Here is a 12,670-nt window from a genome sequence, read left to right as displayed (position 1 = left end):
AACTTATTTTTTTTACAAAAATAGGATTATTTCTCTTTCATTAGAAGCCTAATTTGCTAACTTTGTAACAAATCTATTTAAAATAAAATGGGTACAGAAATAAAACTCAAAGGTGACAAGGTCATCGAACAGATTCCTTCTATAAAAGACAAAGCTTTACGCATAAATTTAAACGAGAATATTTACGGAACATTTGCTGAAATTGGTGCCGGACAAGAAACGGTTAGACATTTTTTCAGATCCGGAGGATCATCGGGAACAATTGCAAAAGCAATGTCTGCCTATGACAAAGATTTTAGTGACGCCGTTTATGGAATTGAAAGCGATGGTCGCTACGTAACCGAAGAGCGTTTAAAAAAAATGCTGACTCTTGAGGGCCAGATAATTGAAGAGCGTTTAAGCAGAGAAAAACATCCTACTAAACTTTTCTTCAGTTATGCTAATACGGTTGCTACGATAGATTTTGCTAAACAATTTAAAGGTCACGGTTGGGTTGGAATTCGATACCAAATTGAACCTGACGAAGCTTATAACGAAATTATTCTTCACATTCGTTTTAAAGAAACTGATGCCAGACTACAACAGGAAACACTGGGGATTTTAGGTGTAAACTTAATTTACGGTGCTTTTTACAAATACAATGATCCAAAACGATTACTTCGTTATTTATACGATCACTTAGACAAAGACCAATTAGAAATTGATACGATTAACTTCTCAGGACCTCGTTTTGCAGATGTTGATAATCGTTTGATGAGCTTACAATTGGTTAAAAACGGAATGACGGATGCGGTAATGTTTAATCCTGAAGGGAAAAACATTTTGCCGGCTGCCATTTTATACAAAAAAAATCTTCTTGCTTTAAGAGGAAGTTTCCGTCCAGTTACGAAAGTAAACATGGACATGTACGAGAAATCGCTTAAAATGTTTCTTGAGGAAAATAAAGTTGAGAAAGACAATACTTTAGTCGTTTTTGAAATTACACTTTCGAATTTACGTTCTGATGGTGAAATTGATGAGCGTGATTTTATGGATAGAGCCGAATTGCTTTGTTCATTAGGTCAAACGGTTATGATTTCGAATTTCCAGGAATATTATAAGGTTGTGGAATATTTTGCTAATTATACCAAGGCCAGAATGGGATTAGCAATGGGCGTAAACAATTTAGTTGATATTTTTGATGAGAAATACTATCGTCATTTAAGTGGTGGAATTCTGGAAGCGTTTGGAAAATTATTCTACAGAGATATGAAGGTTTTCCTATATCCAATGTTAGACGACAATGGCGTTTTGATGGATTCGAACAACTTAAAAGTACACCCTAGAATGAAAGAATTATACAAATTCTTTAAATTCAACGGAAAAGTTGTTGATATTGCTGATTACGATCCGCATAATTTGGAGGTTTTCTCTCGCGAGGTTTTAAAAATGATCAATCAGGGAAAAACGGGCTGGGAACATATGCTTCCTTCCGGTATTGCCGAAATTATAAAAGAACACCACCTTTTTGGATATCATCCGCAAAAGGAATTGGAACAAAATACTTAGAATTAAAAAAGTCCCTTAATTGGGACTTTTTTTTTGTTTCAGGTCGAATAAAAATTTTACCGCAAAGTGCGCAAAGTTTTTTTGTTGTTGATTGTAGTTTGCAAATATAAAGTTCGCAAAGCTTTGTAGCGATTGAGTTTTGGGGAGTTTCTAGCGTGGTAAATAGTACGCGGATTATACGGATTCGCCTTGCGAAAACGCAGATTTACACGGTTTTTTTTATTTAAGCAATTTAGATTGCAGGTTACGATTTGAATAAAAATTTTACCACAAAGCACACAAAGTTTTTTTGTTGTTGATTGTAGTTTGCAAATATAAAGTTCGCAAAGCTTTGTAGCGATTGAGTTTTGGGGAGTTTCTAGCGTGGTAAATAGTACGCGGATTATACGGATTCGCCTTGCGAAAACGCAGATTTACACGGTTTTTTTTATTTAAGCAATTTAGATTGCAGGTTACGATTTGAATAAAAATTTTACCGCAAAGCACACAAAGTTTTTTTCTATACGTGATTTTATAAAATCGCAAAGTTCGCAAAGCTTTCTATTGATTAAACTTTGCAAACTTTGTGTTTACTAACCAGAATCCAGAACAAAAAACTTAGCGTGCTTTGCGGTAAAATCTACTTTGAGTTCAGAAATTAAAACCTGAAACAAAGAAAACCTGAAACCTGAAACAAAAAACTATTTCAAGATCTGTGCTGCGTGTTCTTTTGTTTTTACTTTTTCGATTACCTCATCGATGATTCCATTTTCATTGATTACAAATGTGGTTCTGTGAATTCCGTCGTATTCTCTTCCCATGAATTTTTTAGGTCCCCAAACTCCGAATGCGTTGATTACAGATTTGTCTTCGTCTGCTAATAATGGGAAAGGAAATTCGTATTTGTCTTTGAATTTTGACTGTGCTTTTTGACTATCGGCACTTACTCCCAGAAGTTCATAATTATTGGCTTTAAATCGCTCAAAATTATCTCTTAGATCACACGCTTCTGCCGTACAACCTGGTGTACTTGCTTTTGGATAAAAGAAAACTACTAGTTTTTTTCCGGCATAATCTGCCAATTTATGTGTTTTACCATCTTGATCTACTCCTGAAAAATTTGGTGCTTTATCACCGGCTTTTAATGTTATCATTTATTTAGGTTTTTAGATTGTTGATTTTAGAATAAATTAATTTAGATTCTAAAATTTAATTACTTATTGACATATTGATTTAAATCGACTTTAATTTTTTCAATCAACCACTTATTAGTTTCTTTTGTTTTGTATTTATATTTAATTTCAAAAATACCGTTTTTAATTTCCCCCTTTTCAAATAAGTACTCCGCAAAAATATAGTTTGATTTTTTTAAAGCCTGATCAATTCTTCCTTTCGGCAAATTAATTTTAAATATTTTATTAGTATTCAAATTTAAAAAGCTTAAAAAACTGTATTTTTCTTTATCGATAGTTACAAAATAAGGATATTTTTGAATTTCACTATGAAATACTTCTCTACCTAATTCTGCTATTTTTTTTCCACTATTCTTATCAAACAGCACATATTCAGGTGGATCACAACAACCTGAAATTAAACGGTTTTCTATTATAAAGGTACTTTTATATTCAACCCAACTAGTGTAACCTAATTTTTCTGTTAATTCGATTAGATTTTTATCTAAAGAAAAAAGTATTCTCTTTTTCCTTGCTTTACTTTCAAAAACAAGCCAAGAGGAATCACAATTAAATTGACGGTAAATTTTTGTTCCATTATTAAAAGTTGATTTTTCACAAGATATAATTTCATTCAATTTAGGTAGTTTTTTACAACTACAATTTTGGCTCAAACAAAATTGGGAAACAAATACAAAAATAACCGTCATTATAATTTTCATTATTTAAAATATCTACATTAATAAAGACTAATAGTTCTCATGCCCCAGATTACAGTGAAAACCCCGGAATTGAGGTAGTTTACATTTTTTGTATTTAGAAAGCGACCAGAGGAAGCTCTTGTAAATACTTAAAAATGTTACTAACGCAATGGGAGTTGCAACGGAAAGCTGGATTAGGCTCATCATTAAAATTATGCTATTTTTACAGGATTAAAAATACGGAAATGAATAAAGAAGCTCGCGTACAATTTGTTATAAATACGTTAAAAGAACTCTACCCTACTATACCTGTTCCATTAGACCATAAAGATCCTTATACACTTTTGATTGCTGTTTTACTTTCGGCGCAATGTACAGATGTTCGCGTGAATCAGATTACACCTTTGCTTTTTGCAAAGGCTGATAATCCGTATGATATGATTAAAATGTCGGTAGAGGAAATTAAAGAGATTATTCGACCTTGTGGTTTGTCTCCTATGAAATCGAAAGGAATTCATGGTTTGTCACACATTTTGATTGATAAACATAACGGGAAAGTTCCGCAGAGTTTTGAGGCACTTGAAGAACTACCCGCAGTGGGACATAAAACAGCAAGTGTGGTGATGTCACAGGCTTTTGGCGTTCCTGCTTTTCCTGTTGATACTCATATTCACAGATTAATGTACAGATGGAATCTTTCGAACGGGAAAAATGTTGTACAAACTGAAAAAGACGCTAAACGATTATTTCCCAGAGAAATATGGAACGACCTGCATCTTCAGATTATTTGGTACGGACGTGAATATTCGCCTGCGAGGGGCTGGAGTCTGGAGAAAGATATTATCACGAGAACTATCGGGAAAAAATCTATAATAGAAGAGGCTGCTAAAAAGTAATATTTTAACAGCCTCTTTATTTATTCTTTGTTTTTTTACATGCTGCTCTTTAGTGCATTGTATTCATTTGTCATGTCTAAAGATCTGTAAACGCCTAAGAGTGTTTTTGTAGCATCTGTGTTTTTAGGCTCGATTGTCAGCACTTTTTTAAGATACGGAATGGCACTGCGGGCAACATCGTCTTTTCTGGCATTTAACTTGTCGTATTTTTGCATTTCAGCAGCCGAAGTTCCTAATAATGATATTTCTTCGGCTAAATCTTTTTTCATCTGTAACTTCAAATAAGCCATATTAATATAAGCATCAACGTAGTTAGGATCTAATTCCAGAACATAATTATAAGTTGACTCTGCTTTAGCATAATCCTTTTTTTCCATATAAGAATATGCTAAATTATTATTAACTTCAATTTTTTTTGAAGGAACTGATTCTGTTCTTGGTTTTTCGTATAATCCTCCCAGAACTGCAGCTTCTCTGGCTTTTGGAGAAATAAAGATATCTTCTTCTTTTGTTTTCTTGTTTGTAGCAAGATACAGAACTCCTTTTCCTGAAAAATTAATCTTTTTTAGGGCTTCATAAAATTTAATTGCTGAGTCATAATCCTTAGCATTTACAGAAGATGCTGCGGCATTATACAGGTTTAATGTGTCTTTTTTATCAAACAAATAAACTTTATAACTTTTCTCGGCACTTTCTTTGAATTTACCTGCATTAAAATCTGTCATGGCGCCATTAACTAAACTAGATTTCATTTCTTTCAAAGCTATATTTGCTTTGGCCGTAAATTTAAATTTACCCGATTCATTCTCGTACAAAAATACATCCTGATAAGATTGCGATGCCAATGTAAAATTATTGGCTGCATCTATGTTTTTTACTGCTAAATCTTTTAATACATTTCCTTTTAAAAAGTAAAAATCCGATTTGTCTTCATCAGGTGCATTAAGAATAAGGTATTCTGTTTTGTTTAAAATCGTTAAAGATTCCTCACTTTTTCCTTTATCAAATAAAGTTTGCGCCTCTTTAATCTGGTCTTTTTGAGCAAATACTCCGATACTCACCAATAGTAGAAATGATAGTATCTTAAGGTTCTTTTTCATTTTTTTGGTTTTGTTAGTTGTTAAATAGATTGGAACAAATGATACTTAAAATATAGCGCAAAAGTTATTCTTTTGCCCATACTAAATATTTAGCACAAAGACACTTTTGATCTTTATACTTTTTTACGCAACACTATCGCGTTCAACAAACAAAACAAAATAAAGTAGTGTAATTTTTCTTCATAGATAATCTGGTTATTTTGGTTAAACTTTTATTTTTTGGCCACAATATTAGTATTTTTTCACATATCTTAATTTTTTAATACGAAAAACTTCATAATTAAGCAATTCGCTTGAATAAAAAATTATTTTTTAACCAAAATAAAGCTAATTACTGAATAAATAAACAAAATATTAACAAATTATTAAATTTTAACATACACATTACCACAACAACACACAACTACCAAATAATCAAAGCACTAACGTATTATTTTTCGCATAAGCAAAAATAAAAAACTTAAGATTACCGCATAAAAAAACTCACTACCTGTATTTGCATACAAATAGTGAGCTTTCAACCAAAACGACCATTTGGTTTTTCTTTCGAAATAAACATCCGACCAAAGTAGTGGGCTGTTTAATTAGCTATAATTTCAAAACTTTTATCTTCAATTTTCACAATTGTTAATGCTTGTGAGTAACTAAGTAAAAAAGAAACAACTTCTTTTTTCGGTTTTAAATTTTTAGAAGCTAATGCCTTTTTCGAGTAAATTTTCGCCATACTATGAAAATGTTTTATAATAGTATAACGGGCTAATACTCAAAATAGTATTAGTTGGTCAAAATAATTTGATGTTTGTCGATTATTTTTCTCAAATTCATCAATGCATAACGCATTCTGCCCAATGCTGTATTAATGCTAACATCTGTTAATTCTGAGATTTCTTTGAAGCTCATATCCTGATACATACGCATCACTAAAACCTCTTTTTGATCTTCTGGCAGCTCTTCGATTAGCTTTTTTAAGTCGACTTCGACCTGATCAACAATCATTTTGCCTTCTATGGTTAAAGAATCATCTGACATTACAGAAAAGATAGAAAACTCTTCTGTTTCTCTGTACATTGGCATTTTTTTAGTCTTGCGAAAGTGGTCTACAATTAAATTGTGAGAAATACGCATAACCCAAGGTAAAAATTTACCCTCTTCATTATAGGAGTTACTTTTTAAGGTTTTGATTACCTTAATGAAAGTATCTTGAAAAATATCGTTTGAAATATCTCTATCAGCGATCTTAGAATATATGAAACCATATATTTTAGATTCGTGTCTCTTTATTAATGTTCCAAGTGCAGATTCGTTGCCTTCGACATAATTTTTTACCAATAGAGCGTCTGGAATATGCAGATCAGCCATAATACTACCTTTTTAGTTTTTGTATAAAATTTTAAGTAATTTTTTCTAAAAAGTAATTTTATTGTATAGGCGTATCTTTTTTTGAGTTATGTTAATATTGTGACCAAATTTAACAAATAAATGTTTTAAAAAGCAAATAAAAGAAACAATAATTAACAACAAAACATTAAGTTTTGTAAAATAAACTTAAACTTTGCTTGAAAAAGGCTAAAAATGCTCAAATTTAAACGTATTTTTAACAATTAAAAACAGACATAATTAACTTACAATTAAATAGTTAAGCGCTTTACATCTGTTTTAAACTGCATGTTTTTAAACTATTGTTTTTTTACTGATAAACACGTACATAATCGACATAATATTTCTGTGGCAGCACTTTATCATCGACTTCAGGACCTCCAAAATTTCCCCCTATGGCCAAATTTAGGATAATATAGAACGGTTTGTCAAATGGCCAGATGTCTTCGTTTTTTACTTGCGGATTAAAAGTATAAACTAAAATTTTATCTACAAAAAAGTCAATTTTTTCTTTTGTCCACTCAATCGCATATACATGATACCCCTCTTCGATATTTGGAAAAGCAGTTCTTTTGGTGTTAATTGTATTTCCGTGACTGTCTTGTGTGTGCAAGGTTGTATATACCATATGCGGATCTCTGCCAATATATTCCAGAATATCAATTTCTCCGGTTTTAGGCCATTTTACGGCATCGATATTGGCGCCCAACATCCAGAAAGCAGGCCATAAACCGTGACCAACTGGCAATTTTGCTCTGGCTTCTATTCTGCCATATAAAAATTCTTTCTTTCCTTTTGTGGTTATTTTTGTAGAGGTGTATTTATCTCCTTCCTTTCGGGCTTCAATAACTAAATTCCCGTCTTTTAATTCGTGATTTGTTTTGGTATAAATCTGTCTTTCATTGTTTCCAAAACCGCAAAGATCAGGACAACCGTCTCCAATTTCAAAATTCCAAACAGATTCGTTTACTTCCTTTTTATTAAAATTTTCTTCCCAGACTAGTTTTCGTTTTACTTGCTGGGCAAAACCAAAGCTGGTAATCAATAATAACACAATTACTTTTTGCATAATTTCATTTTTAAAATTGCTAAAAATTAAGAAGGTCAGCCTTAAACTGACCTTCTTGCTTCATTCTTACTAATTAATTTGTATTCTATTGATATACTCGTACATAATCGACCTCCATAGAAGATTGTGTAAAAGCGGGATCAATATTACCGCCCAGATTACCTCCCATTGCAACATTTAAAATTAAGAAAAAGTCACTATTAAAGGGAAGAGTACCGTCATTAGGAACTGAATGAATCATTGTGTCATCTACATAAGTTTTGACTGATGATGCTGTCCAGATTGTTTTATAAACATGAAATTCTGTTGAGACATTTGGTATTGTTTTCGAGCCTGTATTGCCTTCTCCTCCTGAATGTCCGGGATAATGAAGTGTGCTCAAAATAACATTCTGGTTATTGCCCACATGTTCCATCATATCAATTTCTCCACAGGCAGGCCATGGTTTGGTGGTATAATTTTGTCCTAACATCCATAATGCCGGCCATGTTCCTGCTCCTGTTGGAAGCTTGGCTTTTATTTCGAGTTTTCCATAAGTGAATGAAAATTTACCATCGGTTTTTAGTCGTGCCGAAGAATAATCTGCTCCGCCTGAAGCTTCTTTTTTAGCGGTTATTTTAAGATTTCCACCTTGAACGATCACATTTGTTGCTGAGTTGGTATAGTTTTGTTTTTCATTATTTCCCCAACCGTTTGTTCCTTTTCCTAAATCATAAACCCATTTTGCAGCGTCTGGTGCTCCATCTGTATTGAATTCATCAGACCAAACCAGATTTGTAAAATCAGTATCCGGAGTCTGAGTAGGTGGTGTTGTGGTAAAAATATGGTACCAAGCCAAAGAAGAATCTCCGCCCATAATAGCTCTAACAACCATTCTGTTTGCTGTAATTGACAATATCTCATAAGAACTTTGACCAATGTAATACCCCATAAATCCACCATCAGAGAAGTTTAACATTGTACCTCTTGTTTGAGTTTGATGATCAGGATTTTTTGTTACAACAGATTCTGACGGGCTTAATGAAACGGTTTTAACTCCCGTAGCATCATACGTTAAACAAGCATCTCCGGATCCGCTTCCTCCTGCTACATTTTTGAATGATGCATTAAAGAATGTTGCTCCTCCATTGTCTAATTCGAATTTCAATTGTCCTCCAACTAGCGAGAACGTCAATACGTTTTCGTATAAACAACTGCTTGTTGGCGATCCTGCTTTTTCAAAAGGTGTCGCAGAATAGTAGTTTGGAAAAAAGTTTTTAGCAGCATCACTATCATTTTGTCCTACTCCCAGATGTCCAGGTTCTGATGCTGACCAATACCATTTTTGTGAACTTCCGTTGGTCAGGAACTGAACAGCTTCGTCATCGCTAAAATTACTTAGCACGGTAACGTCTACTGTACTATTTGTAGCAACACCTCCTTTTCCGGTTGCAATTATTGTAACGGTATAGGTATTTACGCCGGTTTTGGTAAAACGTTTGGTATATACACCGCTTGGAGAATTTTGTGAGGTTCCGTCGCTAAATATATATTTATAAGACACCGCATTATCTGCCGTTGCTATTAATTTCACCATTCCTGAGCCGTCTCCGTCCGGGGCATCGGCAGTTTTTCCGATAACTTGAGCTGTTACTTTAAGATTTGATGGTGCTGACAAATCGCCAAATGCATAATCATCTTTCTGGCAACTTACGGTCAAAAATATTGACAGTAATGCTATTATATTTATAATTATTCTTTTACTCATGATTTCGTTTTTTTAGTTGGATTGTTTAATATCATCAAAATAATAGGTTTTCCCTGTGCCGCTGGCTCCAAAGTCAAAGAACACTACTACTCGTTGAAATTGGTTGGCTGTTGTGGCTCCGGTGAAATCAAAAGTGAGCTCTTCCCATCCGTTTGCGACAGTTGTAGTAGCATCTACTTCTTTATTGATTGTACTATCAGACATGTTTTCAAACTTCATTTTAACAACTATTCCTGCCTGAGGTGACCATACTTTCATTTTCAACTTCTTGAAAGTAGAAAAGTTAAGCGGGCTTGCCAATTCAATGAAAGATCCCGCCCAAACTTCAGAACCGCTTCCTTTTGTTAATGCGCCAACTTTTGCCGATGTATTAATTCCTGTTTTATCCGGATTATCTGCCAATACCGAATTTGCTCCTCCAAAACTGGTGAACTCATAAGTCAATACCGAAGACTCAAAAGTCAATGGCAATTTTACAGTTTCAACACCTGCAGTCAATTCAATATCATCAAAATAATAATCAGCTCCTGTTCCGTTATTTCCGAAATCAAAGAAAACAACCACTCTTTGATAATTCTTAGTATTATCGACTGCTGAGAAATCAAAAGTTAATTCTTCCCAACCGTTAGCAATTGTATTGGTTACATCAACTTCTGTATTAATATTAGAATCTGTTAAGTTTTCTAATTTCATTTTAACTACAATTCCAGCTTTTGGCGACCATGCTTTTATTTTAATTTTTTTCAATGTTGAGAAATCAATCGGTACACCTAATTCTATAAATGAACCGGCCCAAACTTCAGAACCTGCACTTTTGTTTAGCTTAGCTACTTTTGCGCTCGGATTATCTTCGTTTACACTTGGATTATTCGCTACAGTTGTATTTGCTCCTCCAAAATTATTAAAGGCATAATTAAGCGTTGCAGATTCGAAATCTACCGGTAATAAAACCGGATTCGATATTGCAATTGTTTCTTCGTAAGTTGTAGTTGCAATACCTCCGCTCAACGCTACTACTTTTACTTTGTACTCTCCTACATTAGCATAAGTATGCTTAATAGTTTGACCTTCCATAAAATCTACAGGAATTTCCTCTGGGGTTTCACCAAAATATACCTGAAAGAAAGTTTCTAAGTTTGCTTTTGCTGTAACTGATGCTGACAAATTATCTCCTGCAACATGTGCCAAAGTCACTTGTAGGTTCGTTGGAGCCAAAAACGAAACGGTTACTTCCTGATCTACTTCGGTTACTTTTCCGTTGATTCCCATTGCTTTAATTTTAGCATGGTAAACCCCTTCTTTATAAGTATGTATTACAGTTCCTCCAGATCCAAAATAATCAGACTCAGGACTTCCGTCGCCATAATTCACTTTGTATTGTGTAACACCTTCGCCTTTAGGTAAAAAAGTAACTTTACCTGTGTTATCCTGCGTTACAGTAGTCAAAGCAGATACATTAGACGGTGCACCTATGCTGTCTAAATCAATATTGCTATTATCGTCATTTGAACAACCCAGTAGTATTGTCAAAACGAAAAGACTTATAATAAAATGTAATTTTTTCATAATAATGTTTTTTTAATATCCAGGGTTTTGTTTCCAATTTCCATTTGCGAACTGAATTTCTTCGATTGGCAGTGGGAATAATTCATTTTTGTTTGCTGTAAAACCTGGTATTTTTCCAACTGCTTTTCCAGTTCTTACTAAATCGAAGAAACGATGTCCTTCTCCAAAAAGCTCTGCTCTTCTTTCTGCCCAAATAAAATCAGTAAGCGCTGCTCCTGAAACTGATATATCATGATTATTATCTCCAAAAGCACGTCTTCTTACCTGATTCAGGTATGTTCTTGCTTTTGCATCATCAATTCCGCCACGGTTATAGGCTTCTGCTGCCATTAATAAAACATCTGCATAACGAATTGCTCTGTAATTATTTGGATTGGTCAAATTCAAATCTCCCTGAGCATTATTACTTCTTTTTCTTGGCAAGTATTTTCGGTTAAAGTAACCTGTGTCCTCATTTCCTTTTCCAAACGTAACTCCTTTACCATTATCATAAGATTTGTTTGCGGCAGCCCAGGCTGCGATATCAAGTATGGCAGTATTTTTACGTTTATCACCTACTTCAAAAGAATTTGCAGCTTCGGCAGTAGGTACATTAAAACTAAACCCTGAAGAAAAAAGTGGTCCTGAATAATTTCTTACTCCGCTAAAACCAACTGCAACGTTTCCTTCACTACATTGCAAACAAGTAAATCCTGCTCCTTCAACATCTGTATATTGTACTTCAAAAACAGATTCGGTTCCGTTTTCTCCGTCCATCTCAAACATTGCATCATAATTCGTTTGTAGACTGTATTCTCCTGAAGTTATTACAGCATTAAAAGCGGTAGCAGCCTGTGCATATTTATTTTGATATAAATAGGCTTTTCCTAATAATGCCTGAGCAGCACCTTTAGTTACACGTCCTGTTTGAGATGCTTTTGGAGATAAATTAGCAGCAGCAAAAATCAAATCAGCTTCTATAGAAGCATAAACTTCCTGAACTGATGAACGTGGTACTGTTTTTTCATCTCCAACTTTAAATCTAGCATCCCCTTTCATCGGGATTCCACCAAACCATTTAACTAACTCAAACTGGTAATACGCTCTTAGAAAATGTGTTTCTGCGAGTAGTTGGGTTTTTCCCTCAAAATCGGTTTTATTTTGAAATTCAAGAATATAATTGGCTCTTTGAACTCCTGCAAACATCCAATTCCAGATATCTCTTAAATTACTGTTTACCGGTGTATGAATCATGTCGTCTACTTGCTGCCAGCCAATTACATCTGTTGGGCTTTCTCCTCCGGCTAATGTATTATCTGAAGCAATTTCTCCCAATAAAGCATTTGCATAAGTAGATTGCAACAAATCATAAGCAGCAACAAGGGCATCATTATAGTCTTCTTTTGAATTGAAATAATTTTCAGAATCTATAGAATACTGCGGTTTTGGACTTACAAATTCGTCTGAACAAGAAATACTTATTGTCGAGAACAGTGTAAGTGTTATGATGGTGGTAATTAAATACTTTTTCATTTT

General features: G+C 33.8%; 10 protein-coding genes and 1 pseudogene. 2 read left to right on the top strand and 9 right to left on the bottom strand.

Annotated features, from left to right (window positions below; translation table 11 throughout):
- Positions 1–87 precede the first annotated feature (87 nt).
- Positions 88–1,548, top strand: a complete 1,461-nt coding sequence (locus CHB81_RS15235) for a TonB-dependent receptor (protein ID WP_089352715.1) — start codon at positions 88–90, stop codon at positions 1,546–1,548.
- A gap of 680 nt (positions 1,549–2,228) precedes the next feature.
- On the opposite strand, the gene bcp is transcribed toward CHB81_RS15235, so the two are convergent.
- Together bcp and CHB81_RS15225 are read right to left on the bottom strand one after the other, a co-directional pair.
- Positions 2,229–2,681 (bottom strand): thioredoxin-dependent thiol peroxidase, encoded by a 453-nt coding sequence (gene bcp / locus CHB81_RS15230; RefSeq protein ID WP_089352714.1) that lies wholly within the window; start codon positions 2,679–2,681, stop codon positions 2,229–2,231.
- 59 nt (positions 2,682–2,740) lie between these two features.
- The gene (locus CHB81_RS15225) at positions 2,741–3,337 is read right to left on the bottom strand and encodes a hypothetical protein (RefSeq protein WP_089352713.1); all 597 of its coding nucleotides are present in this window, start codon (positions 3,335–3,337) and stop codon (positions 2,741–2,743) included.
- A gap of 308 nt (positions 3,338–3,645) precedes the next feature.
- Between CHB81_RS15225 and nth the strand changes: the two genes are divergently transcribed.
- Positions 3,646–4,296, top strand: coding sequence for an endonuclease III (gene nth, locus CHB81_RS15220; RefSeq protein ID WP_089352745.1), 651 nt, complete (start codon positions 3,646–3,648; stop codon positions 4,294–4,296).
- 35 nt (positions 4,297–4,331) lie between these two features.
- Here the strand turns inward: nth and CHB81_RS15215 are convergent, their stop codons facing one another.
- From CHB81_RS15215 to CHB81_RS15190, 7 genes and pseudogenes are all read right to left on the bottom strand, one after another.
- Positions 4,332–5,396, bottom strand: a complete 1,065-nt coding sequence (locus tag CHB81_RS15215; protein WP_089352712.1) for a lipopolysaccharide assembly protein LapB — start codon at positions 5,394–5,396, stop codon at positions 4,332–4,334.
- A 580-nt stretch (positions 5,397–5,976) separates the two neighbouring features.
- Complete coding sequence (locus CHB81_RS26900) at positions 5,977–6,120, bottom strand: hypothetical protein (protein WP_165902296.1); 144 nt, start codon at positions 6,118–6,120, stop codon at positions 5,977–5,979.
- A 50-nt stretch (positions 6,121–6,170) separates the two neighbouring features.
- Positions 6,171–6,755: an RNA polymerase sigma factor gene (locus CHB81_RS15210; RefSeq protein ID WP_089352711.1), complete on the bottom strand. Its 585-nt coding sequence runs from the start codon at positions 6,753–6,755 to the stop codon at positions 6,171–6,173.
- A 328-nt stretch (positions 6,756–7,083) separates the two neighbouring features.
- The gene (locus CHB81_RS15205; RefSeq protein ID WP_089352710.1) at positions 7,084–7,842 is read right to left on the bottom strand and encodes a family 16 glycosylhydrolase; all 759 of its coding nucleotides are present in this window, start codon (positions 7,840–7,842) and stop codon (positions 7,084–7,086) included.
- Positions 7,843–7,927: 85 nt separating this feature from the next.
- A pseudogene (locus CHB81_RS15200) lies at positions 7,928–9,624 on the bottom strand (family 16 glycosylhydrolase).
- The gene (locus CHB81_RS15195) at positions 9,602–11,155 is read right to left on the bottom strand and encodes a hypothetical protein (protein ID WP_089352708.1); all 1,554 of its coding nucleotides are present in this window, start codon (positions 11,153–11,155) and stop codon (positions 9,602–9,604) included. Before CHB81_RS15195 ends, CHB81_RS15200 begins: the two are co-directional and overlap by 23 nt.
- 12 nt (positions 11,156–11,167) lie before the next feature.
- The gene (locus CHB81_RS15190) at positions 11,168–12,667 is read right to left on the bottom strand and encodes a RagB/SusD family nutrient uptake outer membrane protein (RefSeq protein ID WP_089352707.1); all 1,500 of its coding nucleotides are present in this window, start codon (positions 12,665–12,667) and stop codon (positions 11,168–11,170) included.
- Positions 12,668–12,670: the final 3 nt, after the last annotated feature.

The organism is Flavobacterium sp. ov086 (assembly GCF_900187965.1).
Classification (GTDB): domain Bacteria; phylum Bacteroidota; class Bacteroidia; order Flavobacteriales; family Flavobacteriaceae; genus Flavobacterium.
Note: the sequence above shows the minus strand (reverse complement) of the source record. Positions and strands in the feature narration are given on the sequence as shown.

Bases quoted from the DNA above. Each gene is read 5' to 3' on its own strand.
- bcp (WP_089352714.1), bottom strand. From the start codon at position 2,681: ATGATAACATTAAAAGCCGGTGATAAAGCACCAAATTTTTCAGGAGTA.
- CHB81_RS15215 (WP_089352712.1), bottom strand. From the start codon at position 5,396: ATGAAAAAGAACCTTAAGATACTATCATTTCTACTATTGGTGAGTATC.
- CHB81_RS15190 (WP_089352707.1), bottom strand. From the start codon at position 12,667: ATGAAAAAGTATTTAATTACCACCATCATAACACTTACACTGTTCTCG.
- nth (WP_089352745.1), top strand. From the start codon at position 3,646: ATGAATAAAGAAGCTCGCGTACAATTTGTTATAAATACGTTAAAAGAA.
- CHB81_RS15205 (WP_089352710.1), bottom strand. From the start codon at position 7,842: ATGCAAAAAGTAATTGTGTTATTATTGATTACCAGCTTTGGTTTTGCC.
- CHB81_RS15195 (WP_089352708.1), bottom strand. From the start codon at position 11,155: ATGAAAAAATTACATTTTATTATAAGTCTTTTCGTTTTGACAATACTA.
- CHB81_RS26900 (WP_165902296.1), bottom strand. From the start codon at position 6,120: ATGGCGAAAATTTACTCGAAAAAGGCATTAGCTTCTAAAAATTTAAAA.
- CHB81_RS15235 (WP_089352715.1), top strand. From the start codon at position 88: ATGGGTACAGAAATAAAACTCAAAGGTGACAAGGTCATCGAACAGATT.
- CHB81_RS15210 (WP_089352711.1), bottom strand. From the start codon at position 6,755: ATGGCTGATCTGCATATTCCAGACGCTCTATTGGTAAAAAATTATGTC.